At 70.6% G+C, this 26,301-nt stretch carries 25 protein-coding genes; 17 read left to right on the top strand and 8 right to left on the bottom strand.

Annotated elements, in window-relative coordinates; translation table 11 throughout:
- Nucleotides 1-8 precede the first annotated feature (8 nt).
- Entirely contained in the window at nucleotides 9-1,259 is a 1,251-nt protein-coding gene (gene xseA / locus KC207_RS06860; RefSeq protein WP_211602266.1) for an exodeoxyribonuclease VII large subunit, read from the bottom strand.
- Between the two features lie 68 nt (nucleotides 1,260-1,327).
- On the opposite strand from xseA, the gene KC207_RS06855 reads away from it, so the two are divergent.
- Nucleotides 1,328-2,341: a 4-hydroxy-3-methylbut-2-enyl diphosphate reductase gene (locus KC207_RS06855; protein ID WP_211602261.1), complete on the top strand. Its 1,014-nt coding sequence runs from the start codon at nucleotides 1,328-1,330 to the stop codon at nucleotides 2,339-2,341.
- A gap of 34 nt (nucleotides 2,342-2,375) precedes the next feature.
- Nucleotides 2,376-2,831: a GNAT family N-acetyltransferase gene (locus KC207_RS06850; RefSeq protein ID WP_211602259.1), complete on the top strand. Its 456-nt coding sequence runs from the start codon at nucleotides 2,376-2,378 to the stop codon at nucleotides 2,829-2,831.
- Here KC207_RS06850 and KC207_RS06845 read toward each other — a convergent pair.
- Nucleotides 2,813-4,009: a DNA recombination protein RmuC gene (locus tag KC207_RS06845; RefSeq protein WP_211602257.1), complete on the bottom strand. Its 1,197-nt coding sequence runs from the start codon at nucleotides 4,007-4,009 to the stop codon at nucleotides 2,813-2,815. The genes KC207_RS06850 and KC207_RS06845 overlap by 19 nt on opposite strands.
- Nucleotides 4,010-4,133: 124 nt before the next feature.
- On the opposite strand from KC207_RS06845, the gene KC207_RS06840 reads away from it, so the two are divergent.
- From KC207_RS06840 to KC207_RS06795, 10 genes are all read left to right on the top strand, one after another.
- Entirely contained in the window at nucleotides 4,134-4,622 is a 489-nt protein-coding gene (locus KC207_RS06840; RefSeq protein WP_249138608.1) for a glutathione peroxidase, read from the top strand.
- Between the two features lie 68 nt (nucleotides 4,623-4,690).
- Entirely contained in the window at nucleotides 4,691-5,329 is a 639-nt protein-coding gene (locus KC207_RS06835; protein ID WP_211602254.1) for a hypothetical protein, read from the top strand.
- Between the two features lie 27 nt (nucleotides 5,330-5,356).
- Nucleotides 5,357-5,866 carry an NUDIX domain-containing protein gene (locus tag KC207_RS06830; RefSeq protein WP_211602252.1) on the top strand — a complete coding sequence of 170 codons (510 nt, stop codon included), beginning with the start codon at nucleotides 5,357-5,359 and terminating at the stop codon, nucleotides 5,864-5,866.
- A gap of 114 nt (nucleotides 5,867-5,980) precedes the next feature.
- Nucleotides 5,981-7,066, top strand: a complete 1,086-nt coding sequence (gene ychF / locus KC207_RS06825; protein ID WP_211602250.1) for a redox-regulated ATPase YchF — start codon at nucleotides 5,981-5,983, stop codon at nucleotides 7,064-7,066.
- Nucleotides 7,067-7,388: 322 nt separating this feature from the next.
- Complete coding sequence (locus tag KC207_RS06820) at nucleotides 7,389-8,150, top strand: hypothetical protein (RefSeq protein ID WP_211602248.1); 762 nt, start codon at nucleotides 7,389-7,391, stop codon at nucleotides 8,148-8,150.
- Nucleotides 8,147-9,244 (top strand): XRE family transcriptional regulator, encoded by a 1,098-nt coding sequence (locus KC207_RS06815; RefSeq protein ID WP_211602246.1) that lies wholly within the window; start codon nucleotides 8,147-8,149, stop codon nucleotides 9,242-9,244. The genes KC207_RS06820 and KC207_RS06815 overlap by 4 nt, the downstream gene beginning before the upstream one ends.
- A gap of 32 nt (nucleotides 9,245-9,276) precedes the next feature.
- Entirely contained in the window at nucleotides 9,277-10,200 is a 924-nt protein-coding gene (locus KC207_RS06810) for a hypothetical protein (RefSeq protein ID WP_211602244.1), read from the top strand.
- The gene (locus tag KC207_RS06805; protein WP_211602242.1) at nucleotides 10,185-13,691 is read left to right on the top strand and encodes a DEAD/DEAH box helicase; all 3,507 of its coding nucleotides are present in this window, start codon (nucleotides 10,185-10,187) and stop codon (nucleotides 13,689-13,691) included. The genes KC207_RS06810 and KC207_RS06805 overlap by 16 nt, the downstream gene beginning before the upstream one ends.
- 238 nt (nucleotides 13,692-13,929) lie before the next feature.
- Nucleotides 13,930-16,263 carry a hypothetical protein gene (locus KC207_RS06800; RefSeq protein ID WP_211602240.1) on the top strand — a complete coding sequence of 778 codons (2,334 nt, stop codon included), beginning with the start codon at nucleotides 13,930-13,932 and terminating at the stop codon, nucleotides 16,261-16,263.
- 728 nt (nucleotides 16,264-16,991) lie between these two features.
- Nucleotides 16,992-17,456 carry a P-loop nucleotide/nucleoside kinase family protein gene (locus KC207_RS06795; RefSeq protein WP_249138613.1) on the top strand — a complete coding sequence of 155 codons (465 nt, stop codon included), beginning with the start codon at nucleotides 16,992-16,994 and terminating at the stop codon, nucleotides 17,454-17,456.
- 49 nt (nucleotides 17,457-17,505) lie between these two features.
- On the opposite strand, the gene KC207_RS06790 is transcribed toward KC207_RS06795, so the two are convergent.
- Nucleotides 17,506-18,198 (bottom strand): DnaJ domain-containing protein, encoded by a 693-nt coding sequence (locus KC207_RS06790; protein WP_211602236.1) that lies wholly within the window; start codon nucleotides 18,196-18,198, stop codon nucleotides 17,506-17,508.
- Nucleotides 18,199-18,336: 138 nt separating this feature from the next.
- Here KC207_RS06790 and KC207_RS06785 point away from each other — a divergent pair, with 138 nt between their 5' ends.
- A complete protein-coding gene (locus KC207_RS06785; protein WP_211602235.1) occupies nucleotides 18,337-18,549 on the top strand; it encodes a DUF2905 domain-containing protein in 213 nt (70 codons plus the stop codon).
- Between the two features lie 23 nt (nucleotides 18,550-18,572).
- On the opposite strand, the gene KC207_RS06780 is transcribed toward KC207_RS06785, so the two are convergent.
- Nucleotides 18,573-19,382, bottom strand: a complete 810-nt coding sequence (locus tag KC207_RS06780) for an SGNH/GDSL hydrolase family protein (protein WP_211602232.1) — start codon at nucleotides 19,380-19,382, stop codon at nucleotides 18,573-18,575.
- A 226-nt stretch (nucleotides 19,383-19,608) separates the two neighbouring features.
- Between KC207_RS06780 and KC207_RS16880 the strand changes: the two genes are divergently transcribed.
- Genes KC207_RS16880 through KC207_RS06770 form a run of 3 tightly spaced genes read left to right on the top strand, consistent with a single transcriptional unit; the run spans nucleotide 19,609 to nucleotide 20,887 of the window.
- A complete protein-coding gene (locus KC207_RS16880; RefSeq protein WP_249138607.1) occupies nucleotides 19,609-19,845 on the top strand; it encodes a hypothetical protein in 237 nt (78 codons plus the stop codon).
- Nucleotides 19,842-20,321, top strand: a complete 480-nt coding sequence (locus tag KC207_RS16875; RefSeq protein WP_249138606.1) for a MarR family winged helix-turn-helix transcriptional regulator — start codon at nucleotides 19,842-19,844, stop codon at nucleotides 20,319-20,321. Before KC207_RS16880 ends, KC207_RS16875 begins: the two co-directional genes overlap by 4 nt.
- On the top strand, nucleotides 20,318-20,887 hold the full coding sequence (locus tag KC207_RS06770) for a hypothetical protein (protein ID WP_211602229.1): 570 nt from the start codon (nucleotides 20,318-20,320) through the stop codon (nucleotides 20,885-20,887). The genes KC207_RS16875 and KC207_RS06770 overlap by 4 nt, the downstream gene beginning before the upstream one ends.
- Before the next feature lie 46 nt (nucleotides 20,888-20,933).
- On the opposite strand, the gene KC207_RS06765 is transcribed toward KC207_RS06770, so the two are convergent.
- On the bottom strand, nucleotides 20,934-21,728 hold the full coding sequence (locus KC207_RS06765) for a PIG-L family deacetylase (protein WP_211602227.1): 795 nt from the start codon (nucleotides 21,726-21,728) through the stop codon (nucleotides 20,934-20,936).
- Between the two features lie 89 nt (nucleotides 21,729-21,817).
- On the opposite strand from KC207_RS06765, the gene malQ reads away from it, so the two are divergent.
- A complete protein-coding gene (malQ, locus tag KC207_RS06760) occupies nucleotides 21,818-23,950 on the top strand; it encodes a 4-alpha-glucanotransferase (protein ID WP_211602225.1) in 2,133 nt (710 codons plus the stop codon).
- Nucleotides 23,951-24,029: 79 nt separating this feature from the next.
- Here malQ and KC207_RS06755 read toward each other — a convergent pair whose 3' ends face one another.
- The 3 genes from KC207_RS06755 to KC207_RS06745 form a co-directional block, all read right to left on the bottom strand.
- On the bottom strand, nucleotides 24,030-25,001 hold the full coding sequence (locus tag KC207_RS06755) for a hypothetical protein (protein ID WP_211602223.1): 972 nt from the start codon (nucleotides 24,999-25,001) through the stop codon (nucleotides 24,030-24,032).
- 199 nt (nucleotides 25,002-25,200) lie between these two features.
- Nucleotides 25,201-25,938 carry a VIT1/CCC1 transporter family protein gene (locus tag KC207_RS06750; RefSeq protein WP_211602221.1) on the bottom strand — a complete coding sequence of 246 codons (738 nt, stop codon included), beginning with the start codon at nucleotides 25,936-25,938 and terminating at the stop codon, nucleotides 25,201-25,203.
- Nucleotides 25,931-26,239: a 4a-hydroxytetrahydrobiopterin dehydratase gene (locus tag KC207_RS06745; RefSeq protein ID WP_211602219.1), complete on the bottom strand. Its 309-nt coding sequence runs from the start codon at nucleotides 26,237-26,239 to the stop codon at nucleotides 25,931-25,933. Before KC207_RS06745 ends, KC207_RS06750 begins: the two co-directional genes overlap by 8 nt.
- Nucleotides 26,240-26,301 lie beyond the last annotated feature (62 nt).

Genomic DNA, 26,301 nt, shown 5'->3' with positions numbered 1-26,301 from the left:
CGGCGACCCTACGCGCCGCCACCGACGACGCGGGCCCCGAAGTCGCCGCGGTCGACCCGCACCCGCAGCAGCTCCTGCGCGGTGAGGTCGCCGGGGTCGGTGACGACCTCGCCGTTCTGCCGGCTCACGACGGCGTACCCGCGGTCCAGCGTCGACTGGGGCGAGAGCGTGCGGGCCTGCACGCGCATATGGCCGACGTGGTCGCGTGCGCGGTGGACCTGCGCCTCGACGCGGTGCCGGGCCCGGCCGCGAAGCGCCTCGACAAGGTCCCGCTGGACCCGGACGAAGGCGCTCTTGTCGGCGAGGACGGGACGGCTGGACAGCTCGGTGAGCCGGCGCCGCTCGTGGTGCAGCCGGCCCTCGAGCGCCCGACGCATCCGGTCCCGAGCCGCGTCGACCCCTCGTTGCTCCGCCTCGGCGTCGGGGACGACGGCCTTCGCCGCGTCGGTCGGGGTCGAGGCCCGGTGGTCGGCGACGAGGTCGAGGAGGGGGGTGTCGACGTCGTGACCGATGGCGCTGACGACCGGCGTGCGGGCCTGCGCGACGGCCCGGACGAGAGCCTCGTTGCTGAACGGCAGGAGGTCCTCGACCCCGCCGCCACCGCGGGCGACCACGATGACGTCGACCTCCGGGTGGGCGTCGAGCTCGGCGAGGGCGGCGGTGACCTCCGGGACGGCGTTGACGCCCTGGACGGCGACCTGGCGGATCTCGAAGACCGTCGCGGGCCAGCGCCGGCGGGCGTTCTCGACGACGTCCTTCTCCGCCGCGCTCGCCCGGCCGCAGACGAGCCCGACCCGTCGGGGCAGGAACGGCAGCGGCTGCTTGCGGTCACGGTCGAACAGGCCCTCCTGCGCCAGGTTGCGCTTGAGGTACTCGAGCCGGGCGAGCAGCTCGCCGACGCCGACCGGGCGGATCTGCCGGGTGTCGAGGACGAGCGAGCCGCGCTGGGTCCAGAACGACGGCTTCGCCTGCACGACGACGCGCGCGCCCTCGGCGAGCGGACCGGGCATCGCGTCGAGGGCGTTGACGTGGACGCTGCACGACAGGCTCATGTCGACGTCCGGGTCGCGCAGCGTGAGGTAGGCGGTGCGCGCGCCCGGCCGGCGGTTCAGCTGGACGACCTGTCCCTCGACCCAGACGACCGACATCTTCTCGACGTACTCGGCGATCTTCATCGACAGCAGCCGGACCGGCCACGGCTCCTCGGCCGTCGTGTCCGCCGCCCGCTCGGGCAGCGCGGGGCGGGGCGTCGCGGTCATGGGAGGACTCTAGGAGGGACCCCCGACGGGGATTCGGGTGCGACGCCGACCGCACCTAGAATGGGGGCATGGCTGAGACCACGAAGCGCGTGCTCCTCGCGGCCCCCCGCGGCTACTGCGCCGGGGTGGACCGGGCCGTCGTCACCGTCGAGAAGGCCCTCGAGCTCTACGGCGCTCCGGTGTACGTCCGCAAGCAGATCGTCCACAACAAGCACGTCGTGACCACGCTCGAGAAGCGCGGCGCGATCTTCGTCGAGGAGACCGACGAGGTGCCCGAGGGCGCCACCGTCGTCCTGTCCGCCCACGGCGTCGCCCCGGTCGTCCACGACGAGGCGAAGGCGCTGAACCTCCGCACGATCGACGCGACGTGCCCGCTCGTCACCAAGGTGCACCGCGAGGCTGTCCGCTTCGCCGACAGCGACCACGACATCCTCCTCATCGGCCACGACGGGCACGAGGAGGTCATCGGCACTGCGGGCGAGGCGCCGGACCACGTGACCCTCGTCGACGGCCCCGACGACGTCGCCAACGTCGAGGTGCGCGACCCGGACAAGGTCGTGTGGCTCTCGCAGACGACGCTGTCGGTCGACGAGACGATGGAGACCGTGCGGCTGCTGCGCGAGCGGTTCCCCAAGCTGCAGGACCCGCCGAGCGACGACATCTGCTACGCGACGCAGAACCGCCAGCTCGCCGTGAAGCAGATGGCGCCGGACTGCGACCTCATGATCGTCGTCGGCTCCCGGAACTCGTCGAACTCGGTGCGCCTCGTCGAGGTCGCGCTCGAGCACGGGGCCAAGGACGGCCACCTCGTCGACTACGCCGAGGAGATCGACGACGCGTGGCTCGAGGGGGTCCGCACCGTCGGGGTCACTTCTGGGGCGTCCGTGCCCGAGATCCTCGTCCGCGGCGTGCTCGACCACCTCGCGGCGCACGGTTACGAGGACGTCTCGGCCGTCACGGCGGCGGAGGAGTCGATCGTCTTCGCCCTGCCCAGCGACATCCGCCGCGACCTCAAGGCCGCCGGGATGTCGGACACGATGAAGCACGACGCCGCGGACACCGAGGTCGGCGCGCTGCGCTGAGCGGCGACGTGACGACGACGCGGCGGGTGACCTGATGGACTCCAGCGTCTCGCCCGCGACGACCCCGGAGGCGCTGGTGGTCGCCGCCCGGCTGCTGCACGAGTTCAACACCGCGTACGACGACCCGTCGCCCGGGCCGGAGGCGCTCGCGGCCCGCTTGTCCGCACTCGTCGCGGCCGGCGACACGGACGTCCTGGTCGGGGGGACGCAGGCCGTCGCCGTCGTCCGGTACCGGTCGTCGCTGTGGAGCGAGGCCGACGAGGCGTACCTCGCCGAGCTGTGGGTCGACCCGTCGGCACGCCGACTCGGCCTCGGCCGGGCCCTGCTCCGTGCGGCCCTGGAGCGGGCTCGGGACCGGGGGTGCGACCTGTTCGACCTCGCGACGAGCGAGGACGACCACGAAGCGCGTGCCCTCTACGAGAGTGAAGGTCTGCACGCCACCGAGGGGCCGGGCGGCCCGACGGCCTACCACTACGAGATCGACCTCTGATCTCCCCGGCCCTCGCGGCCGTTCGCGTCGGGGTCGAGCAGCTCGGGCCGGTCGTCCGCCGCCGTCACCGCGTCGATGAGCTCCTGGGCGGTCAGGGGCCGTGGCCCGGTCCGTACCGGCTCGAGGACGTCGAGCCCGTCGGTGACGACCTCGAGGTCCTGCATCCGCCGCGCGGTGACGAGTACCCGGGACTCGAGCGTGCCGACCATCGCGTTGTAGGCCTCGACGCTGCTCTGCAGGCTGCGCCCGACCTTCGCCGTGTGCGCCCCGAGCGTCCCGAGCCGCGTGTAGAGCTGGCGGCCGAGGTCGAGCAGCTCCGCCGCGCTGCGGGACAGCGCGTCCTGCTGCCACGTGAAGGCGACGGTGCGGAGCAGGGCCATGAGCGCGCCCGGTCCGACGAGGACGACCCGACGCGCGAGGGCCTGCTCGTGCAGCGACGGCCTCGCCGCGAGCGCCGCCCCGAGCATGGCTTCGCTCGGCACGAAGCACACGACCATCTCGGGGGACTCCCGGAAGGCCGACCAGTACTCCTTCGCCGCGAGCGCGTCGACGTGCCGGGCGAGCCCGTCGGCGTGGCGGGCGAGGAGGGCGTCCCGTTCGTCCGCGGGCAGGTCCTCGGCTTGGGCGTCGAGGAAGTGGGCCATCGGGGCCTTGGCGTCGACGACGAGGCAGCGGCCGCCGGGCAGCCGGACGACGACGTCGGGGCGCACGGTCCGCTCGTGGGTGCTCACGGCGCTCACCTGCTCCTCGAAGTCGCAGCGCGCCAGCATCCCCGACGCCTCGAGGACCCGCCGCAGCTGCACCTCGCCCCAGGCGCCGCGCACGGACGAGGAGCGCAGCGACCCCGCGAGCGACGCCGTGGCCCGGCCGAGGTCCTGGGTCTCGGTCTCGACCCGGGCCAGCACCGAGCGGAGCGAACCGAACTGCTGCACCCGGTCGCGCTCGAGGACCCCGACGTGCTGCTCCACCCGGACGAGGGCGTCCTTGAGCGGAGCGAGCAGGGCCGCGGTCTCCATGTCCTCGGCGAGCGAGGTCTCGAGGTCGACGACGCGGTCGCGCAGCAGGTCACGCTCGGTCGCCAGTGCCGCCGTCCGCGCGGCGAGCACGAGCCGCGCCACGACCACGCTCGCGACGACACCGACGACGAGACCCACCGACGCCCACACCCATCCGTCCATGCCGCAGGATGGTGCCAGGACCCACCGACGGGCCCGTCGAGGCTGGCAATCCGCGACGGTGTGTCGGAACGAACCGGGACCGACGTCGTCGCCGCCATCGCGACGCGAACCGAAAGGATCCACCGTGACCGTGCTCCAGGACTTCTCCGCGACGACCCTCCAGGGGGCCCCGAAGAACCTCGACGACTACGCCGGCAAGGTCGTGCTCGTCGTCAACACCGCCTCCCAGTGCGGCTTCACCCCCCAGTACGAGGGTCTCGAGAAGCTCTACCAGGAGTTCAAGGACGAGGGCCTCGTCGTCCTGGGCTTCCCGTGCAACCAGTTCGGCGGTCAGGAGCCCGGCAGCGCCGAGGACATCGGCGAGTTCTGCCAGATGAACTACGGCGTGAGCTTCCCGATGTTCGAGAAGGTCGAGGTCAACGGCGACGACGCGCACCCGCTCTTCCGGTGGCTGCGCACCGAGGCCAAGGGTGCACTCGGCAGCGAGAAGATCAAGTGGAACTTCACGAAGTTCCTCGTCGGCCGCGACGGCCGGGTCATCAAGCGGTTCGGGTCGAACACGAAGCCCGAGAAGCTGCACGCGCCGGTGCAGAAGGCGCTCGCCGCCGGCTGACGGACGCCCCGCGGGGCCCCGATCCTCGGCGGGCTCCGCCTGTCGGGCCTTCGCCCTAGGCTCGCGCCATGCCGGAGCCGATCGAGGAGTACGCCGCCCGGGTCGCCGCCGCGACCGACGCCGGGGGACGCCTGCCGCTCGACCCCGACGGGGTCGTCGGCTGGGACGTCTTCCCGTTCGAGGTCGAGGGGCTGCGGCTCAAGCCCGCGCCGACGCTCGTGGACGGTCCGGAGCCGCCGCGGGAGGGTGAGAACCCGGCCGACTGCCGGTGCGCCCGACCGGCCGGTCCCGAGGACCCGGCCGGCTTCGTCACCGTCTGGCAGGACGAGGACTGGGTCCTGCGGGCGGCGCCGCCGTCGGGTGCCCCCGTCGTGCTGTCGCTCGGAACGCAGGCCCATCTCGACGTGCCGGACCTGTCCGACGCGATGGCGGCCCGGTTCGGCCTGCTCCACGTGGCGCTCGTGGCGGCCGTCGAGGCCCTCCCGAGCGTCGGGCGCTGCCACCACTTCCGGCTCGGCGACGGCGGCGCCCACGCGCACTGGTGGTTCATCGCCCGGCCGGCCCGGATGCCGCGGCTGCGCGGGTCGTTCATGGTCGACTGGGACGACTTCCTGCCGCCGGTGCCGCTCGCGGTCCGCGACGAGAACGCGGCGTTCGTCGTCGAGCACCTCACCGCTCGGGCCGGCGGGACGGCCGTCCGGTCCTGACCGGGCTCGCGGGGTAGCGTGACGGACATGGCTCGACGCGAGGAGACCGAGGCCGAGCGGCTGAGGCGGATCGCCATCCTCAACGCGCGGCTGCCGAAGAAGCGCAACATCGCCCAGGGCCTGCTGCGCAATTCCGCGGGGGAGATGCTCCTCTGCGAGCTGTCGTACAAGCAGGAGTGGGATCTGCCGGGCGGGGTCGTCGACCCGGGGGAGCCGCCGGCCGCCACCGTCGCCCGCGAGATCGAGGAGGAGCTCGGCATCGTCGTCGAGGTCGGCGGGCTCGTCGCCGTCAACTGGCTGCCGCCGTGGCGGGGCTGGGACGACGCCCACCTCTTCCTCTTCGACTGCGGCGTCTTCGGCGGCGAGCTCGACCCCTCGCGCTTCCTCGCCCGCGAGATCGCCGACGCCCACTGGGTCACGGCGACGAGCGCGGCGGACCACGTCGCGCCGTACACCGCCCGAATGCTCGATGCGGTCGAGGGCTGGACGGCCGGGTCGACGCTCTACCTCGAGAACAGCGAGCCGACCGGGCGCTGACGCCCGCCCGCGATTTCGCCGCCCGCCCGCGGGTGCGGCACGATGGGTGGTCGTCCGGGACCGCCACCAGCGCCGCCCCGTCACCCATCGAGAAGTCGCAGAGAGGACGCCGCAGTGGCGCTCACGATCGGAATCGTCGGTCTCCCCAACGTCGGGAAGTCGACGATGTTCAACGCCCTGACGAAGAACAACGTCCTCGCGGCGAACTACCCGTTCGCGACCATCGACCCCAACGTCGGCGTCGTCCCGCTGCCGGACGCGCGGCTCGACCGGCTCGCCGAGATCCACGGCTCGGCCAAGGTGCTGCCCGCGACCGTGTCCTTCGTCGACATCGCCGGCATCGTCCGCGGCGCGTCCGAGGGGGAGGGCCTCGGCAACAAGTTCCTCGCGAACATCCGCGAGGCCGACGCCATCTGCCAGGTCGTGCGCGCCTTCGAGGACAGCGACGTCACGCACGTCGACGGCAAGGTCTCGCCGTCCGACGACATCGAGACGATCCACACCGAGCTGATCCTCGCCGACCTGCAGACCCTCGAGCGCGCCGTGCCGCGGCTCGAGAAGGAGGTCAAGGGCAAGAAGACCGACAAGGCCGTCCTCGACACGGCGCTCGCCGCGCAGGCCGTCCTCGAGGAGGGCCGGACGCTGTACGCCGCGGGGGAGGCCGCCGGGGTCGACCCAGCGCACGCCCGCGAGCTCGGGCTGCTCACGACGAAGCCGTTCATCTACGTCTTCAACCTCGATGAGGACCAGCTCGCCGACGCCGACCTGCACGCCCGGCTGCGCGAGATCGTCGCGCCGGCCGACGCGGTCTTCCTCAACGCCAAGCTCGAGATGGACCTCATCGAGATGTCCGGGGAGGACGCGCTCGAGATGCTCCAGGGCTTCGGCGCCGAGGAGTCCGGCCTCGACCAGCTGGCCCGAACCGGGTTCCACACCCTCGGGCTGCAGACCTACCTCACGGCGGGCCCCAAGGAGTCGCGAGCCTGGACGATCCGGCAGGGCTGGACCGCACCGCAGGCCGCCGGGGTCATCCACACCGACTTCGAGCGCGGCTTCATCAAGGCCGAGATCGTGAGCTTCGAGGACCTCGACGAGCTCGGGACGATGGCCGCCGCCAAGGCCGCCGGCAAGGTCCGCATCGAGGGCAAGGACTACGTCATGGCCGACGGCGACGTCGTGGAGTTCCGCTTCAACGTCTGAGTCGTCGCGTTTCCGGAGGTCAGAGGGGGTCCGATCCCTCCCAGTCCGCACACAGTCCGCAAGAGAATCGCGGGATGGCCTGGATCCGGCCGTTCTGGAGTGCATCTCGCCCCCTCGAGGCGGGCGCATGAATCCGCCGATGGGGTAGGCCCTTAGCCGCGAAGTGACGCGGGTGCGGGGCTCTCGGCACCTACGGGGCGTGATCTCGCGGACCGATTGTGAGCGTAGGCGTGCACTGAGTTTCTTCAGTTTTGGGCAGAATCAACGCAGTCTCTGAGCGTGTCGTGGTTCACGAAACGCGCGCCCATGATTCACTTTGAGCATGTTCTCTTCGACAGCGGCTGCCGGGGCGGCCTTAGAGGGAGCCGTCGACGCGGTCACGGCCTGCGACCTGAACGATCGTCTGCACAGTTTGATCACCGAAACGTGGCAGGCGAACCTCGGCCGATATGAGCCCGACGAGCTGGGCGACGACGCCCAGACGCTGGGCCACACCTGCGCTCGGAACATTGCCAATCGGGCCGAGGGGCTAGTCCTAGGCAACCGGGAGCGCGATGTCGACCGGTGGGACATCTCGGGCCTGAGCGTGGCACGCCCACATGGGGCCTTGCGGCTCGACTACGCTGGCAGGCACTTCCACATAATGAAGGCACCCATGCGCCACGGGCGCCGGCCTCAGTGGGAGAAGTTCGATCCCTGGACCCAGTCGAGCGAAGTCCGGGAATACGCCGCCCGCGCCAACACCATGGCGCTGCACGGTTACCGTACGGCGGCACCCGGCCAAGAGGCACTGCCCGTCTCGATGCTGCCGTTCGCCCTCGCCGCCCAGGAGGTCCACCTGCCGCACTTCGTATTCGTGTGGGGCGCTGACATCGCCTCCCCCGGGACGTCCGGCTGGCTGGGTGTCCCTGCGCTCGGCGAGCAGTCATTCGCCGCCGTGCACCCGCTGTGGTCCGACCCGGACGACTACGTTCCCGGTGGTTCGCGTCGGCGAGGGCCGACCGGCCCGAGCTACGACGAGCGCGCCACGAATACACCCGCGCTGACGCTCAAGCCGCGCCCGGCACACGAGGGGCAAGCGTGAACCCCGCCCGCCCCCACAGCGTCAGCGCCTCCGACTTCGACGGCACCCGGCTAACTGTGGCTCGACGCCTGCAGGGCCTCACGAAGGCAGAGCTAGCTCGCTCGGTGCAGGTAACCCCGACCGCGATCGCCCAGTACGAGAAGGGGTCCCGGCCGACACAGTCGGTCTTGGCGCAGATGTGCCTCACGCTCGGGATGCCCCGCGACTTCTTTGGTGCCGGCGCGACCCCCGAGTTGCTGCCCGCCTCGTCCGCGCACTTCCGTTCGCTACGCTCTACGACATCGAAAGCGCGCGAGCAGGTTCTCGCCTACGGCGAACTGTCCCTGCAGCTCGTCGACCTCATTGCCGACTACATCGACTTTCCCCCGGTCGACCTGCCCGAACTCGGCCTGCCTGAGCAGTTGACCGCTGAGGTCATCGAAAACGCCGCCAGTCAACTCCGTACCCACTGGGGTCTCGAGCCAGGGCCCGTGCCGTCCATTGTTCAACTGCTAGAGGCACACGGGGTCATCGTCTTGCGCCTGCCGGGGCGAGCGGACCCGAGGGTCGACGCGCTGTCCACCTGGGCGGGGAAGCGTCCTCTGGTTTTCCTGAGCAGGAGCAAAGAGGACAAGGCCCGGAGCCGGTTCGACGGCGCGCACGAGCTCGGCCACCTACTTCTTCATCCCGACACCGAACCGGGGTCCAAACTGGTGGAGTCGGAGGCGAACGCTTTCGCCTCCGAATTGCTCATGCCGCGAGAGCAGATTCTCGAGCAACTGCCCAGACGCATCGACTGGCAAGCCTTCCACGACCTCAAGAAGCATTGGGGCGTTAGCCTTCGCGCCCTTGTATACCGCGCGCACCGGCTCGGACGCCTGTCCGACGCCTCCTACCGCCGCGCGAACCAGCAGCTCGCCTCATGGGGGCTGCCCGAACCGGGGTCGCTCGGTCCGGCTGAGTCTCCGCAACTGCTGGGGCGAGCCCGACAACTGCTCATCGACAACGGCGTTGACTTCGAGGCCGTCCTCGCGCAGGGACGGCTAGACGTGGAAGTGATCGACGAGGTCATTTCTGCCGGTGCCACAGACCGACCACAGCTGCAATTCGGCTGAGCTGCATTCGGGTACTTACCTCAGGAGGCGCATTGACGAACGCCAAAACACCGACCGCGAGCCAGGCGGCCTCCCCGCTTGCTGCTCTGTCCGCTTCGGAGTCTGAAGAATTCGCCGCTACTCATCATCGGACCAATATCCACGACTACCTACCCCGGACATTTCACGACGGCACGGGCGAACACGGTAAGTGCGAGTGGAGTTCGCACGACGGCGCTAGCCTCACCCCCGAGGAGGCGGGCGCGCTCGCCTGGGTTCTCATCGACACCATAGTGCAGGTCCGATTCGGCCCCGCCACCAGTCTGTACGACACGTGGCGCGAGCACACCCTGGCGGGAACCAAAATCCCGTCGCCGGACAGGGAGACCGTCGCGTCGTTCATCGAGCCTGTCTTTGGGCTACCGGACGAGCCAAAGAGCGAGGACCACCTGCACGGCCACGTCGGGGAGTGGCTCTGGCACCTGCTCACCAAGGACAACGCAGCCGTCCGCGTACAACCCGACCCGAAGGGCGACGTCACCGACGCCGGCGCTGACGGGTTCTCGATCTACGAGAACCCCGAAGGCGCGCTGCGGTTCCGGCTCTGGGAGAGCAAGAAGAACACCGGCTCCGGATCACTTTCGACCAGCCTCAACCAGGCATATACGCAAATCGCGATCTCGGGCCAGCGTTACGTCGCCAAGATCGTCGGCACCTTCACGGCGGGTTCCCAAGACGCCGCGACACTAGCCTTCATGGCCGACGTGCCGGCCGCCTGGACCCAAGGCGACGAGCCGGTCGGCGCAGGCGTGACGCTCGCAACCCACCAGCCGCTGCCCGGCAAGCCGTTCAAGAAGATGAGCAGAAAGCTGCCGCTCCTTAACAAGCCCGGGCAGCTACGCGGTCTCGCCACCAGCATCAGCTGCTACGACGAGCTGGCCAAGACGGTACGGAGGTACGCGTGGACCGCGCTCTAGCCGCCGAGCACCTCAACGCCGCCTTCGGGGAGGATCATCTCACCGAGCTCCCCACCGTCGCCGAGCTAACCGACCTCATCGCCGAGCTGGAGATCGAACTCGTCCGTGGCCTGACCGACACAGGATTCCGCACCGACCTCACATCGTTACGACGCACCGCCTGGTACCTGCACGGTATCGCGTCCACCGCCGAAGGCTTCCGGTACCCGCTCGAGCAGCGCCGCCGCGCGTTCGCCGTCAGCGCCCACGTCCTCGACCTCCTCCTCGAAGACCCAGCCGAAGCAGGCCGCGAGCGAATGGCAACTGCATTCGCCGCTCAAGTTGGCTACCACCGTGCCGACGAAAGCCCTAACGCCGGCGCCATCTACCGCAAGATGCGCGAAGTCGTGAGTGAGCCGGCCGAGTTCACCGACAGCGCAGACGTCGCGCTCCAAGCCGGGATGCTCTTCCTTGGCCTCGAGATGGCCACCCTCAACCGGTGGCTGCGCTCCTGGGCGAGCGCCGCGGCCGCGCTGACCCGCGGAACCGAGCTCGGCAGCCTGGACGGCACCATGTTCGGCCCGACGCAGCGGCTGTTGAGGGGAGTCGCCGACCTCGTTCAGTACCTACGCGAAGGTAGTCCCGACGCGCTCGAAGCCGCCCATGAACATTTGCGTCTCGTCGTCGACAACGAAGTTGGCCTGAGCGACCTCGACACCCGATGGGTAGCTGGACACCTCCTCGCCCTCGCCGATGGGCTCGCCGACAGCAGCATCTGGGCGGTGCTGCCACCCGACCTACCCGCGGCCGTGAAGCAGGCATTCACCCTCGACCAGCAGCCCATTTTGACCTTGTGGCCGCCACAGCGCAGCCTGGTCGCTGACCCGGCCCTCAGTCCCCTCGACCCGGCGACCTCCAGGCTGCTCGTCTCTGTCCCTACCAGCGCCGGCAAGACGCTACTCGCACAGCTCATCATCTGCGCGCACACCGCAAGCGACGAACGTGACGTCTGCTACGTCACCCCGCTGCGCAGTCTCGGCCGGGAAATGCGCCAGGGACTCCGACCCCGTCTCCGCTATCTGGACCGGCGCCTTGGCGCGGACCTCCCCGATGGCTTCGGCGCCCAGGACCTCTTCGGCGACCAAACTACCGACGGAGACGGCACCGGCCAGCTACCCCAGGTCGAGGTGATGACGCCGGAACGCCTCATGAACGCGCTACGGCAGGACCCGCAGGAGGTCCTGAGCCGGTTCAGCCTGTTCATCATCGACGAGGTCCACCTCATCGCCGAGTCCGGCGGCCGCGGACTGTTGCTGGAGGGGCTGTTGTCCCTCCTCGACGCCAGCGGCGCACGACTCATCCTCCTCTCCGGCGTGATGGGCAACGCCGCATCCCTCGCCGCGTGGAGCGCCAACGGCCAGGCAGAGGTGCTGTTCACCGACGAGTGGAGAGCGCCACGACGGCTACACGTCCTTCTGGGCACCGAGAAGATCGAAGAGAGCCGAACCGTCATCCCTGCTCGCCGCCGCGGGGGCAAGGACAAGATCCGGTACGAGCTGCAGGCCCATCTCGCGGTTCGCCCCACAAATGCCACTGAGCGGCACCTGGCCACAAGCAAAGAGACCCCCATCGGTCAGCTCGTCCTCGGCCCGGACAACAAGCGCCTCACCGGGAACGGCAACACCTCCACCGCCTACTCGACAACTGCCAAGACAGCCACGCTGCTGCTCCGCGCCGGCAGTCTGCTCATGGTCGTCTCCCAACGAGCCACCGCACGGGACGCCGCAAGAGTCATGGCCGACGAGCTCGAGGAAGACCCACGCTCCCAAGGCCTTGCCGACGCTCTCGCCGCGCGCCTCGGCGACGACCATCCTCTCGTCGGCACAGTCCGCAAGGGCGTGGCCTACCACCACGCCGGGTTGCCCGTCGAGGTGCAAGAAGCCGTCGAGGACGCCATCCGCAACGAGCAGATCAAGGCCGTGGTCGCAACCAGCACCCTGACCGACGGTGTGAACCTCCCGGTCCGGACCGTGGTCATCGCGACCACCGAGTACGACGGCCAGGACCCCGCGTTCCGGATGACAGCCGCCCAGCTTCTCAACGCGGTCGGGCGAGCCGGCCGAGCCGGGAAGGAGTCGGAAGGCTGGATCGTGCTGGCGTTGCAGAAGAACCTGAGCGGCAGCGACTTCGACCGGCTCACCCCCGGGCCCGACGAACTGGAGGTCCGCTCGACGGTAGCCAAGCCGGCCGCCCTCGACGCTCTCGCCGAAGCCGAGGCGTTGGTGGCGCAGACCCAAGACGCGATTTTGCAGCTAACGCCTGACCAGGAGACCGGAGGGTTCGTCAACTACGTCTGGTTCATCCTCCACGTCCTTGACCACGTGCCCGACCTCGCGATCACCCGAACCTGGCGCGACGTAGTGGAGCGGCTGTTCGCGTTCACACAATTGCGTGACGACCTGAAGGAGCGGTGGTTGGCACTCGCCGAACTCGTCGCGAGGCAGTACGACCAGACACCACCTGCGTCACGTCGACGCTGGGCGCAGGCCGGAACCAGCCTCGCGTCCGCTGCCCTGATCGAGACGATCGCTGGAGAGCTCGCCGACCATGTGCAACAACGAGGCGGTCTCGAAGAACAGACACTCGAGGAAACACTCGACGTCCTTACCAGCCAGGCCGTGTACACGCAGCTTCTGAGGCTGCCAGAATCCAAGAAGTACTGGCGCTTCCGAAAGTCACCCAGAGGCGAGGACATCGAGGTCGACACCGACTCCGTGATTCGCGACTGGATCGCAGGACGAACGCTCACCGAACTGGCCGACGACCACCTCACCGCGGTGCAGGACTCAGCGTTTCGACTCGAGCAAATGGTCGACGGGGTCAGCGAAGGAGTACAGCACTATCTGTCATGGACCGTCGGCCTCGTCATTGCACAAGCCAACGACATCCTCCTGTCGCGTCTCAGCCCCGTCCAGCTGTTCGCCAGCACTGCTGCCCACCTGCGATACGGCGTCGACACGCCCCTCGCCATCGACCTCCTCGTCCGAGACGTGAAGTCCCGGACTCTGGCGCAGCATCTGGGGCGCCTCGCAGAAGAGGCCGACTTAGACGGGGAGGGTCTGCGCGAGTATCTAAGCGAGCGGCACATCCAGGGGTGGCGCGCGGAACTCGATGCAACCCCAACAGATGTTCTCGACCTGCTCCAGTACGTCCAGGGCAGGGACCGCCACAAGCTGGCCGAGATGATGGCAACCGGCGCCGTCACTGCTCAGTCCCGACCCGAGGGCAGCGACGAGCCTGCTGACCCGATGCCGGTGACCGTGGTTATGTCCGACGCAGATGATGAGCTCAGGGTCCTGGCCGACGACCGCTCCCTCCTCGGCGTGATCGTGGCGCGTGACCACGCCGGCGTCGCAGCCGTGCTCGACAGTGGCCTGCTACTCGACTTCACTCTCCAAGGCACCACGGTGACGATCACCCGGGCGGCTAGCGGTCAGCTCAGCTTCGTGTGACCCAACCCTCGCAGCGCGATCTTGAGAGGACATTTCATTTGCGTCATTGGGGAGCCGGAAAGACGCACTTCCCGATCACGTTCCGCGAGGCATGTCCGTGATCCGCGCTGGGCTCATTCGGCCCTGAGGCGATCCGGGCCCTGCCTATGCGCCGCCCTGTTTGATCCCAGCCCGAGCCGAGGGCGCCGTCCTGGTGGCCTGGCCGTGCGCGCTCCCATATGCGTGCACAATCAGCCGCATGAGCAACCTTCGGAAGGGCCAACGCAGGGCGCCGTCGGAGGCCCAGCGACGGGCAGTACAGGACGAGCGGGCGTCCCGTGCCAAAGTGCCGCTTCTAGAGCGGACTGGCCTTGACGTCTGGGCCGACTGGTTCAGACGTCAGGAACACCCCTTCGCGCAGGCATGGGGCGAGTTCTTCCCGGGACCCGACGAAAGAGCCGTCGGTTTCGCGCCCGATGCAGAAGCGGTTGGAGTGCTCACTGAGCTCGCGCCTTCGGCTCGCGAGTTCTTCTTGGGTGAGCAATCGGCAGCTCTGGACGCCGCGACGAAGGCGCTTCGGCGCATCGACTCGTTACCGCTGCTGGCGTTAATGCTCTTCCTACAGCGCTTCAGCAAGTGGGGCGCAAGCGAAGACCCATCCGAAGTGCCCGACGACCTCGATTACGAAATCGCGTGTCAGATCGTCGCAGGTCAAGGCCCCACAGAGAATGTGGGCTTCAACCCGCGCGACGTTATCGGTGCATTGAATCTCCTCGGACAGGTCCGCTACTTGGCCTATGCAGTAAACATCGCTGACGGATTCATGCCCCGAGGCGAACCTTCAGCCGCGATTGCGATGCGTGATGAAGTGGTCCGGAACAGGTTGCTCGCCCGTCGACTCGTCTGGCGTGGCTCGGCCTACCCTTCCCACGACCGTGAACTTGTCCGCTGGCTCGGTGCGGCGCATGGGCCGGCCATGATCGAACGTCTCGGATTTGATGTTGCGGACTATGCCGCTGTGGCCGATGCGCTGGTCTCTCACTTGCGGGACTCCGTCTCCGAGGCTGTTGAGAAGGCTCTCGAGTCCGCGGACGCGGTAGCGGCTGCCGCACCTGAAAGCCGGCGTGTCGACGCTCGACGCTTCGCCTTCATCATTGCGGCCCACGAGTGGATCGTGCCTGCTGTCGCGCCCAGTGTCGCTGACGTGCGAGCGCGACTCGATGAGCCGACTCGGAGCCGCTTGGGAGCGGTACTGATGGCCACCGGTCTGCGTCCAGGCGATGGCGCGCCGCTTAGGAGTGTGCTCGACGAGCCCGCAGCTCGTGATCGGCCGTTCATGCTCTTCCCAAGCCCCACGTCTCCTTCATCGAACGGCGAGCGGCTACTCGTCGCGGACTCGGGCGCTCTCTTAACCGACATGGCCTCCACGGTGGAGTCGCTCATGTCCCGCACCTTTGGCCAACGCTGGCCGGCCGCGCGAGCGAGGGCGGTTGATGGCCTCGCGGTTGACCTCCTCGCCTCGCTGCTGCCCGGCGCTCGCGTTCACACGTCTGTTCACATCGATGCGCCCGACGGATCCGGACGGTTCGAGATGGATGGGCTGGTGCTGTTCGAAGATATGGCTCTCTTCGTGGAAGGCAAGGGGGCACCGTTCAAGCTGGCGGGACGTCGAGGCAGCGTCGACAGTTATCGTGGCCAGGTTCGAGATCTCCTCGGGCATGGAGTGGAACAGCTCGCTCGCGATGCGCGCCTGTTAGACGGTGGTCCGATTCCCCTTCTCACCGCGCAGGGGCAAACCGTAGGGCTACTTGACCCGGCGTCGGTACATCGCTCCTTTCAGGTGCTGCCTTGCTTCGACGACCTCGGCGATATCGGCACGGCGAGAACCCTTTTGGAGGCTTGGGGACTGGTAGACCCTGGACAGCACCCTTGGATCGTCGCCGTCACTGATATGGCCGTCGTGGTCGACGCGCTGCATGGGCCCGCGCAGCTCGTGGGCTATTTGGAGTGGCGCGAGCGTTGGGGCGGCGAGTCCAGGCTGATGCTCGTCGAGGAAATCGAGATGTTCGTGTTGTATCAACGTGCGGTCGACGTGCAAGCCAAGCTACGTGACGCGGGATCCGAAAACCTCGTGATGTTTGCGTCGGGCCAGCCAGCATTCGATGACTACTACTCCGGCCTCGAAGGGACCGGGCCCGTTAGCCCTGCGCCTCGCCTGCGGCTGACGCCTAGGTTCCGCCGCTTCGCAGATGAGTTGACACGGCTTCGGCCGCCAGGATGGCTGGGCGCCGCGTCCGCCGCGGTGCAGGCGCCAGAATCAGTGCAGCTCGCCTGCGACGACCGGTCAGTGCAGCGGTCAGGTGCTTCCGCCGTTGGCTCAAGAGGCGCCGTCGTCAGCGGTGACACCGAGTTCGCCGTCGTGACAGTCGGTCCGGATTTGTCATGGCAGGACGCGTACAAAGAGTACGACTTGGCGAGGCGCTACATGCAATGCCGATTTGTACTCTTCTTCCGGGCGCGGGGGTCCAGGCTCCGCATGGAATGGGCTTGTCGCGGCAGCGACTCAAGCCCGCCTCCGCGTTGGTCGAGTTGAGCCTGCTTCGGCCGAGGCCCGGACGCCTCGGTCACGCCCGACGCTGCTCTGGGAGGAGCGGCGCCAAGTACTCGACGTTCATCACCCCCTGTGGGCTGCTCGGGGAGGGGTGTCGTCCTGCAAACCCTGTGAGCACTGGAGGCACCCACTTGGCAACGGTATCTACCGATGTGGCTCCGCTCGGTGGGCTGTTCCAGTAGTTGCAGGACGTACTAGTACGGAGCGCCCACCGCGAGTGGCGAACGAGAGAGTTCGACCTCGACAAGGGGGACGTAGAGGAACTCCTCTAGGGCGCCGTGCCTGAAGGCATACACGAGCATGCGGGAATGCTGCACCGATAGTCCCGCCATCGAGCAGTCCCAGTAGTCTCTAGGGCTGCGTCGTCGGGAGTCGTGACGTGCCCGGCAGCGCTACAACACCGCCGCGAAGATTGAGCAGCGTGACGTCGTCAGGATCGAAAAGTCACTCACCTCCGGAGGGGCCTCCGGCCATCCGGCGGTCCGCAAACAGTCCGCAAGAAGCCCGGCGAGGGCCGACTCGCGCTGACGACGTTCAACGGTCTGTTGAGCACGTTTCCGCAGGTCAAAGGGTGGTTTCCGGCATCAGTCGACGATGGCCAGCCACCACCGAAGCCCCAGAGGATCGTTCCGCTTCAACGTCTAGACGCGCTCCACCCACGTGAGCGCCCCCGAAGGGAACTCGGTCGTTACGCTCCTGCGGTGACACGGATGAGCCTGATGTGCGGGGTGGCGGGCGCTGGGAAGTCCACCTACGCACGGGGTCTGGAAGCGCGGGGCTGGTCGCGCTTCTCGATCGACCGCGAGGCTTTCGCGGCCGGGCTCACCGACGCCGCCTCGGTCCCACCCGAGGTCGCCGCCGACATCCGGGGTCGTCAGCGAGCTGTGATCGCCGAGGCGATCCGCGCCGGTCGGGACGTCGTGGTGGATTACTCCTTCTGGTCACGGACGGAGCGCGACGACTATCGCGCTCTGGGCCACGCCGAGGGCGCTGATGTCGAGGTCGTCTACTTCAGGGCGCCTGAGGAGGTGTTGCGCCGACGTCTGAGCTCGCGGCGAGGAGAGCATGCCGACGACTTCGTCGTCGACGCTTCCCTGCTGGACCGCTTTCTCGCAGGCTTCGAGCCACCCGCGCGTGACGAGACCGACGTGCGCGTCATCGACGTCAGCGGGTGATCCGGAGCGGAACGTGCTGGGGCTCCGCTCCACGTAAGGGCCGGCTCGCTCATCCGAGGAACAGCAGGACGAGCAGCGCCACGAGCGCGACGACGAGACCGGCACCGACGAGGGCCGCCTGCACCGGGCCGAGGTCCCGGACCGCCCGCTGCAGCGAGAAGCCGCCGGTGTCCACGCCGTGCCCGTCGGACAGCTCGTGCCCCCGCCGGTCGACGTGGACGACCCGGACGTGCAGGTCGCCCGCGGCCCCACCGTCCTGCGACGGCAGACCACGGCCCTCGAAGACGAGGACGGCGTCGTGCTCGACCTCCGCCGGGACCGTGATGGGACGGCCGCCCTCGTTCGGGACGAGCGTGCCGCCGCGCTTCCAGCGCTCACGGGTCAGGCGGAGGACGGTGTCCTGCACGGGGAGGGTGGACGCCTCCGCGGTGACGTCCGCCGGGTGTGACGCCGGGGCCTCGGGGGTCCGCGCGGGCGGCGGCGACGCCGACCCGGAGCGCTGCGCCCGTAGCAGCTCGTCGTACTCGATGCGGTCCGGTCCGGTGAGGACCCCGTGCGCCTCCGTGAGCCGGCGGGCGTGCTCCTCGGCCTCGGCGCGCTCGGCCGCCGACCCGCTCGCGTGCTGGTCGGGATGGGCCTCCCGCATCGCGCGCATGAACGCCTTGCCGATCTCCGCCTCGCTCGCGTCCTCGGGCACGCCGAGCAGCGCGTAGTGGCTGCGGTCCTGGCGCTCGCCCGTCACACCGCTCCTCGGGATCCGCCCAGGCCAGGCGACCCGGGGAGGGTCCATCATGGCCGACGGGGGCCCCGCGGCGCACACCCCCCGACCTAGGCTGGGACGTGACGACACCCATCGCGACGACCACCCCGAGGAGCCCCGATGAACCGCGACGCCGGACTGCTCCTGCTCGTGGTCGGTGGCGGGATCGCCGTCGTCGGGCTGCTCGCGGTGACCGGCGCGCTCGGGTGGTTCGGCAACCTCCCCGGGGACATCCGGATCGAGCGGCCCGGGACGCGCGTCTACGTCCCGGTCACCTCGATGCTCCTCGTGTCCGTCGTGCTCAGCCTCCTCCTCTGGCTCGTCCGGCGCTGACCGCGGGGCGTCCGGCCCGCCGCTCAGCCCATCGCGGCGAGGACGAGCGGGGCGAAGCCGTCCCGGTGTCCCGCACGGGTCGGGTGGTAGATGTCGAGCAGCGCGGCCTTCTTGCCCCAGACGTAGGGGGTGCCGGCGCAGACGTCGTGCCCGGTGAACGACGGCGCCGGGTCGAGGTAGGTGAACCCGGCGGCCTCGGCGCGGTCGCGGATGACGGCGTCGAGGTGGCCGGCGACGTCGTTGAGCAGCACCGCCTCGCGGCTGTTGACGCCGGAGGCCTGGGCGCACGAGACCGAGGAGCCGAACGGCTTCGGGTAGCCGACGACGAACACCTCGGCCGAGGGCGCCCGGCCGGCGATGTCGGCGTACGTCGCGTCGAGCTTCGCCGGCAGCTGGGTGTCGATCCGCCCCTTGACCTTCGAGACCGTCGAGCGGCACAGCGGCTCGTCCCACGTGCTGAAGCACGACAGGATGAGGTCGACGAAGCCGACGTCGTTGCCGCCGATGCTGATCGTCACGAGGTCGGTCGACGCCGACAGCGCGTCCGTCTGGCCCCCGGTCACGTCACCGGTCTCGGCGCCCGAGCACGCCCGGAACCTCAGGTCGGTGTTCCCGCGCTGCTTCGCGACGAGCGGGGCGTAGGCGAGGCTGCTGCGGTAGCAGGACAGGCTGCGGTCCGGCCAGCCGGTGCCGTTGCCGGATGCGTAGGAGTCGCCGAGGGCGACGTACTCGTCCGGACCGGCAGCTGCGGCGGCAGGCGAGGCGGCGAGCGCGACGAGGGGCAGGACGGCAACGGCCGCGAGGGCGGACCGGAGACGGGCGCGAGCGGACAACGGGCACTCCTTCGTGCGATGTCACGGGCGACGACCGGCCGCCCCGGGCACCTCACCTTCGCCCCGGACCCGCTGTCCCGCAACCGGAGCACAGCACCGGCGGGCGCCGGGGAGGCGGCGAGGCCGGTCGCCGGCGGCAACAGTGACCGTGACGCACAGTGGCGGTGCTATGCATAGCAGGCTATGGTCTTGTGCATAGCATGCTATCCACCGAGGAGGACATGTCATGACCCGATCGACATCCCGTCCCACGCAGCGCCAGGTCCGCACGGGCCAGCGCGGCGTCCACCTCGTCGCAGGGGCACTCGTGGCGGCGTACGTCTACGCCGCGCCCGAGCTGTCGGACACGGCCCTCGCGGTCGTGCGCTGGCTCGTGCTGCCCGTGCTCGTGCTGTCCGGGCTGGCGTTGTGGCAGTGGACCCGCGTCCGCCGGGCTCTGCGACGACGAGGGGGCCGGCCGTGACGCGCCCCACCTTCCGGGCGGAGTCCCTCGGCTACCGCGTCAACGATCTCGCGCGGTTGCTCGCCCACGCCCTGCGCGACCGCATCGCACCGTTCGGTGTCGTCCCCGGGCAGTTCCCGCAGCTGCTCGCCCTGTACGAGGAGGACGGCCTGACCCAGGCCGAGCTCTGCCGCCGAGTGCGGGTCGAGCAACCGACGATGGCGAACACGCTGTCGAGGATGGAGCGCGACGGGCTCGTCACCCGCGCTCCCGACCCTGCCGACGGCCGCCGGTCCCTCGTGCACCTCACGGTCCGCGCCCGGATGATCGAGGACGATCTCGTGTCCGCCGCGTCATCGGTGAACGTCGACGCGACGCGCGGGGTCGAGCAGGAGCGCCTCTCGACCTTCATGGCCGTGCTCGCAGAGCTCGTCGACAACCTCGAGGGCCGCCCCGCCGCGTCGCCGTCGGTGGCGGACGGGGGGTCCACGCCATGACACCGCCGGCGGTCCTCCGGTCACCCCGGGGCGACGTCCCGCGCGGCGCGGTCCGGGGTCGCGGCTCCCGGGTCACCGCGGTGGTCGGGGTCGCCGCCACCTCCGCGTTCGCCACGGGTGGTCTGCTCACCCAGACGGTCGTCGTGCCGATGTGGCGGGGGATGGAGCCGGTGACCTTCCTGACCGTCTTCGGCTCCGCGGGCCCGGCGACGGGAGCGACCCTGCTGCCCGTCGAGCTGCTCTCGGTGGCAGGCCTCGCTCTGTGCGCCGGGCGCGCGATCCGACACCGGACGCCCGGGCGCGTGCTGTGGACCGTGGCCTGCGCCGCCATGGTCCTCACGCTGCTGTTGCTCCCGGCGTACTTCTCGGGAGCGAACGGCGCACTGCTCGACCCCGGCTTCCCGCCGACGGCGGTCTCGGACGAGCTGGCGCTGTGGCACCGCTGGAACTGGGTGCGCACCGGCCTCGCGCTGCTCGCGACCGCGGCGAGCGTGGCGGCCCTCGTCCGCGACGGCGGACAGCCCGGTCGGGCCACGACGGAGCCCGGAGCGGCGTCGCTCCGGTAGGACTGCGGGTCGCGCCCCCGCCGGACGACCAGGACCGGTCGACGGCTCAGGCGTCGAAAGGCCACCCGTCGACCATCCCCGGCTCACGGCCCGGCTCGACGAAGTGCTCGAACCCGAAGACGGCGGTGAAGACCTCCGGCGGCATCGCGAGCATCATCCCGACGTCGCTCGTCTGGCTCGCGTGCGCCGCGAGGGCGGCCCGCTTGCGCTCGACGAGGTCGGTCACGTCGACCCGCCAGTGGATCTCGCTCTCGGGCTCTCCCATCGGGTTCCCGTCGTCCATCGGCCGGTCCGGGTCCCAGTCGTCCTCCTGGCCGGCGGCGAGGGCGGCCTCGTGCATCCGGCGCATCGCGTCGCGGTTCATCGTCGACTCGAGCACCCGCGGACGCCGCGCGGCGAGATCGGCCCCGCGGTGCAGGACTCTGTGCACCTGGACGTGGTCGGGGTGGCCGTAGCCGCCGTGCCAGTCGTACCCGACGGCGACGTCGGCGTCCTCCTCGTCGAGGACGGCCGCGAAACGCGCACCCGCCTCGTCGAGGTCGGCCCCCGTGAAGGCGTTCTCGGCGACGTTCTGCTCCCAGCCCGTCATCCCGGAGTCGGCGTACCCGAGCCACACGACCCGGTGCAGCCCGATGGAGCGTGCCGACACCTCGAGCTCGCGACGCCGCCGGTCGACGACCGTCTCTCCGTCGGCGAGGTCGTCGGGGGCCGTGCCGTGGTCACCGTTCGTGGCCGTGACGAGGACGACCCGGTGCCCGGCGTCGACGGCGCGCGCCATCGTCCCGGACGTCTGCGAGGCCTCGTCGTCGGGGTGCGCGTGGAGGAACACGATCGTCGCCATGGGCGCCAGTCTGCCCGGGTCCGCCGACGTCCCGTCGACCGGTGCGGACGCGGGTTCGTCCCGGCCGCGGCTGTTGGCAGGATGGGGGGATGCAGCCCGACGCCCCGACCCCCAGGCTCGCCGAGCTCGCCCAGGCCCACGGTGTCGCCACCGAGTACTGGGACTGGCAGGGACGGCACGTCACCGTGCCCGCCGACTCCGTGCGTGCGGTCCTCGCGGCCCTCGGGGTCGACGCCGCCGACGAGGCGGCCGTCGAGACCGCGATCACCGACCACGAGCTGGGGCCCTGGCGCCACGTGCTCCCGCCGACGGTCGTCACCCGCGCCGGGCGCACCCACCAGGTGCCCGTCCACGTGCGGGCCGGGTCCGGGGTGCGGCTGCAGGTCGTCCTCGAGGGCGGCGGGACGCGTGACGTGCCGCAGGCCGACCGCTGGGTGCCGGACCGCGTCGTCGACGACGTCGCCGTCGGAGAGGCCACCTTCGAGCTGCCGGACGACCTGCCCCTCGGCTGGCACCGGCTCGTCGCCGACCTCGACGCCGCGGCGCCCGGGTCGGCGCCGACGGAGGCGACCCTCGTCGTCACGCCCGAGCGCCTGGAGCTGCCGGGAGAGTCCGCGCAGCGCCGGGTCGTCGGGCTCATGGCGCAGCTGTACCAGGTGCGCTCGTCGGGGTCCTGGGGCGTCGGCGACCTGCGCGACCTCGCCGACCTGGCCTCGTGGGCCGCTGCCGCGCACGACGCCGACTTCGTCCTCGTCAACCCGTTGCACGCCGCCGAGCCGGTCGTCCCGATGGAGGCCTCGCCCTACCTGCCGACGACCCGGCGGTTCGTCAACCCGCTCTACCTGCGGGTCGAGGACGTGCCCGAGACCGCACTGCTCGACGCGAGCGGGCAGCGGCACATGGCCGACCTCGACGCCCGGGGGCGGGCGCTCGACGCGGGGGAGCGCATCGACCGGGACGCCGCGTGGACCCTCAAGCGGGAGGCGCTGCAGCTCGTCTTCGACGCCGGCCGGTCCGCCGCCCGCGCGGCGGACTTCGCGGCCTACTGCGAGCGCGAGGGGGAGGGCCTGCTGCGGTTCGCGACGTGGTGCGCGCTCGCGGACGTCCACGGGCTGCCCTTCACCGACTGGCCGGCGGAGCTGCAGGACCCGGACGGTGACGGGGTGGCCGCGTTCGTCGAGAAGCACGCCGACCGGGTCGACCTGCACCGGTGGATGCAGTGGCTGCTCGAGGAGCAGCTGGCGACGGCGCAGCGGGAGGCGACGACGGCCGGGATGTCGCTCGGTGTCGTCCACGACCTCGCCGTCGGCGTGCACCCGGTGGGAGCGGACGCGTGGGGGCTCGGCGACGCGCTGGCCCGCGGGGTGACCGTCGGGGCGCCGCCCGACCCGTTCAACCAGCTGGGCCAGAACTGGTCGCAGCCGCCGTGGCGCCCGGACCGGCTCGCCGAGCAGGGGTACGCGCCCTTCCGGGACATGATCCGCACCGTGCTGCGCGACTCCGGGGGCATCCGGGTCGACCACATCCTCGGGCTGTTCCGGCTCTGGTGGATCCCGCTCGGCGCGTCGCCGGCCGACGGGACGTACGTCTACCTCGACCACGAGGCGCTCATCGGGATCCTCGTCCTCGAGGCGCAGCGGGCGGGGGCCGTCGTCATCGGCGAGGACCTCGGGGTCGTCGCGCCGAACGTGCGGGAGGTGCTCGTCGAGCGCGGGCTGCTCGGGACGTCGATCCTGTGGTTCGAGTGGGACGAGGACACCCCACGGCCGCCGGAGTCCTACCGCGACCTCTGCCTGTCGACGGTCACCGTCCACGACCTGCCGCCGACCGCCGGCTACCTCACCCTCGAGCACGTCGACGTCCGGGACGGCCTCGGGCTGCTGACGCGGCCGGTCGAGGAGGAGCGGGAGGTCGAGCAGGCGGCGATCGGTCGGGTCCTGGAGATGGTGCGCGACCAGGGGTTGCTCGCGGCGGACGCGGACGTCGACGAGCAGGTGGTCGCGCTGCACCGGTTCCTCGCCCGGACGCCCAGCCGGATGCTGGCCGTCGCGCTGCCGGACCTCGTCGGCGACCGGCGGGCCATCAACCAGCCGGGCACCCACGAGGAGTACCCCAACTGGCGCCTGCCGCTGGCCGGACCGGACGGCCGGCCGCTGGACCTCGACGACGTCCGCGAGTCCCCGCTCGCCGACGCCCTCTTCGCCGCTCTCCGAGGCGACTGATCCCGGGGCGCGGACCCGGACGTTCTCTCGCCCAGGCACGGCACCCGGGGTGCGTGCTACGGCGCGGTACTGGTCGTGATCACGACACGTGGTGCGACCTCAGCGGCGACTCCGGGTGCGACGCGACCACGGCAGGGTGCGGACGGTCAGCGGCGACCGCGTGGGCGCGCTCGATGCGACGCAGGACGGCGTCCGGTGACCGCCGGACCTGGCGCGGCGTCACACCGACCACGACCACCCCTGCTGCCACGAGGTCGGAATCGGCGGCCACCGTGTCGTCCCACTCGTCGCCCTGGCTGTGATGCCGGTGCGAGTGCACCATGACGGCCAGACCGACGTCGTCCAGCCACACGTCAGGCGTCGTGAGCCGCAGACCGCCGCGGGTCCTGAGCCTCGGGTTGGCCCATGGCTCGGGCAGCGTCGAGGACCGGGCAAGCAGGGCGAGCAGGTCGTGCTCGGGGACGGACCAGGCTCCGGAGGCGGCGGCCTCCAGGGCGAGCAGCACGGACGCGGCATCCCGGACGCGGAGGCGGTAGACCCATTCGGCGAGGTCGTCGACCGTCGTGAGACGACGCTGCACCGCCTCCACGAGGATCGCCTCCCGGGCCCGCGGGCCGCGTGCGAGGACCGCCGCGTCCACGGCGGACCGGGCGACGGAGGAGACCTGCAGACCGTCGCGGCGGGTGGTCCGGTCCTCGAGGCAGGTCCGACGGGCCGTCGCGTACCCGGCCTGTCGACTCCGCTTCGGGGCCGGAACGAGGAGACGGACCTGCGGACCGGGACCCGCCGAACGGATGCCGTGCAGCGCGGCAGCCGTCGGGCCGGAGAGGACGGCGCCGGGGCCTGCCCATAGCAGCGCCGCACGATGTCGCTGCCACTCCGTCGGCGACTCTCTCGACAGGAGGTAGACCCGCGGGAGGAGCACGCGCCAGTTCCGTCCGGCGTTCCAGCGGATCGCGGCAGCGGAGACCCCGCAGGCGGTCAGCTGGGATCGGGTCAGGACCCGGTCCTGGTGTCGGAGCAGGTCGTCGAGAGTCGTTGTAGGCAGCACCGGACTAGCGTGTGGGACCGGCGTCTCCCACGACAGGGACGGCGGCTCGCCTGTGGACGGGACGGCCCTTCCGGCGCGCCTGTGGACGACTGGAGATCCACGGTGCCGGCGCGGGCCGAAGCGCACCCCATGTCGCACGGAGTGCTGCGATCGCGACCAAGACTGCGCCGTAGCCCGCGATAGGGAGGGGCGGAGCGCGTCAGACCTGGGTGCCGACGAGGGAGCCGATGGCGTAGGTGACGGCCATCGCGAGCAGCCCTCCGATGACGACCCGCACGGTCGCCCGCCGGGCGTCGGCGTCGCCGAGCCGGGCGCTCACGAGCCCCGTCGCCGCAAGGGCCGCGACGACGGCGAGCACCGTCACCGGCACCCGCCAGGACACCGGGGGCAGGAGGATCGCGACGAGCGGCAGCAGCGCGCCGAGGGTGAAGGCGAGCATCGACGCCCACGCGGCGTGCCAGGGGTTCGTCAGGTGCTCCGGGTCGATCCCCAGCTCGGCCTCGGCGTGCGCGGCGAGCGCGTCGTGCTCGGTCAGCTCGACGGCGACCCGGTGCGCGAGGTCCGGGGAGAGGCCCTTCGCCTCGTAGATCGACGCGAGCTCGGCGAGCTCGGCCTCCGGCTCCTCCTCGAGCTCGCGGACCTCCTTGGCGATGAGCGCCCGCTCGCTGTCCCGCTGCGTCGACACCGACACGTACTCCCCGACCGCCATGCTCATCGCACCCGCGACGAGGCCGGCCAGCCCGGCGGTGAGCACCGCGCCCCGGCTCGTCGTCGCCGCCGCGACGCCGATGACGAGCCCGGCCGTCGACACGATGCCGTCGTTGGCGCCGAGCACGCCGGCGCGCAGCCAGTTGAGCCGGTCGCCGAAGGCGGGATCGTGGACCTCGTCGTGCTCGGCGAGGGCCGCCGAGGCGGCGGCCGGCTCGCGGTCAGCCATCGAGGGAGGCGCCCTCGGCCCGGGCCGCGGCGTTGATCCGGTGCGCCAGCTCGACGTCGAGCTGGGTCAACCCGCCGGCGTCGTGAGACGTGAGCAGCCACCGCGTCGTCCGCCACCGGATGTCGATGTCGGGGTGGTGGTTCATCTGCTCCGCCTCGTCGGCGGCGGTCGCGACGATCCGGATCGCCGCCGGGAAGTCCGGGGCCTCGATCGTCGCGACGATGGCCTCGCCGTCGCGCTCCCACCCGGGCAGGTCCCCGAGCTGGCGGCTGATCTCGTCGTCGGTGAGGAGTCGGCTCATGGCGTCATCATGCTCCGGCCGCCCCGGGACGTCACCCCAGGGAAGCCTCACCGAACCCCGGG

Origin of the sequence: Phycicoccus avicenniae, from assembly GCF_018139485.1 — a bacterium.
In the GTDB taxonomy this organism is placed as follows: Bacteria; Actinomycetota; Actinomycetes; order Actinomycetales; family Dermatophilaceae; genus Phycicoccus; species Phycicoccus avicenniae.
This window is presented reverse-complemented; position numbering and strand designations above follow the sequence as displayed.

What these genes read in the sequence shown, in the direction of transcription:
- KC207_RS06850 (WP_211602259.1), top strand. Translation starts at nt 2,376, where the DNA reads ATGGACTCCAGCGTCTCGCCCGCGACGACCCCGGAGGCGCTGGTGGTC.
- KC207_RS06770 (WP_211602229.1), top strand. Translation starts at nt 20,318, where the DNA reads ATGACACCGCCGGCGGTCCTCCGGTCACCCCGGGGCGACGTCCCGCGC.
- KC207_RS06845 (WP_211602257.1), bottom strand. Translation starts at nt 4,009, where the DNA reads ATGGACGGATGGGTGTGGGCGTCGGTGGGTCTCGTCGTCGGTGTCGTC.
- KC207_RS16880 (WP_249138607.1), top strand. Translation starts at nt 19,609, where the DNA reads ATGACCCGATCGACATCCCGTCCCACGCAGCGCCAGGTCCGCACGGGC.
- KC207_RS06855 (WP_211602261.1), top strand. Translation starts at nt 1,328, where the DNA reads ATGGCTGAGACCACGAAGCGCGTGCTCCTCGCGGCCCCCCGCGGCTAC.
- KC207_RS06765 (WP_211602227.1), bottom strand. Translation starts at nt 21,728, where the DNA reads ATGGCGACGATCGTGTTCCTCCACGCGCACCCCGACGACGAGGCCTCG.
- xseA (WP_211602266.1), bottom strand. Translation starts at nt 1,259, where the DNA reads ATGACCGCGACGCCCCGCCCCGCGCTGCCCGAGCGGGCGGCGGACACG.
- KC207_RS06820 (WP_211602248.1), top strand. Translation starts at nt 7,389, where the DNA reads ATGTTCTCTTCGACAGCGGCTGCCGGGGCGGCCTTAGAGGGAGCCGTC.
- KC207_RS06835 (WP_211602254.1), top strand. Translation starts at nt 4,691, where the DNA reads ATGCCGGAGCCGATCGAGGAGTACGCCGCCCGGGTCGCCGCCGCGACC.
- KC207_RS06750 (WP_211602221.1), bottom strand. Translation starts at nt 25,938, where the DNA reads ATGGCTGACCGCGAGCCGGCCGCCGCCTCGGCGGCCCTCGCCGAGCAC.
- KC207_RS06785 (WP_211602235.1), top strand. Translation starts at nt 18,337, where the DNA reads ATGAACCGCGACGCCGGACTGCTCCTGCTCGTGGTCGGTGGCGGGATC.
- KC207_RS06800 (WP_211602240.1), top strand. Translation starts at nt 13,930, where the DNA reads ATGAGCAACCTTCGGAAGGGCCAACGCAGGGCGCCGTCGGAGGCCCAG.
- KC207_RS06795 (WP_249138613.1), top strand. Translation starts at nt 16,992, where the DNA reads ATGAGCCTGATGTGCGGGGTGGCGGGCGCTGGGAAGTCCACCTACGCA.
- malQ (WP_211602225.1), top strand. Translation starts at nt 21,818, where the DNA reads ATGCAGCCCGACGCCCCGACCCCCAGGCTCGCCGAGCTCGCCCAGGCC.
- KC207_RS06745 (WP_211602219.1), bottom strand. Translation starts at nt 26,239, where the DNA reads ATGAGCCGACTCCTCACCGACGACGAGATCAGCCGCCAGCTCGGGGAC.
- KC207_RS06830 (WP_211602252.1), top strand. Translation starts at nt 5,357, where the DNA reads ATGGCTCGACGCGAGGAGACCGAGGCCGAGCGGCTGAGGCGGATCGCC.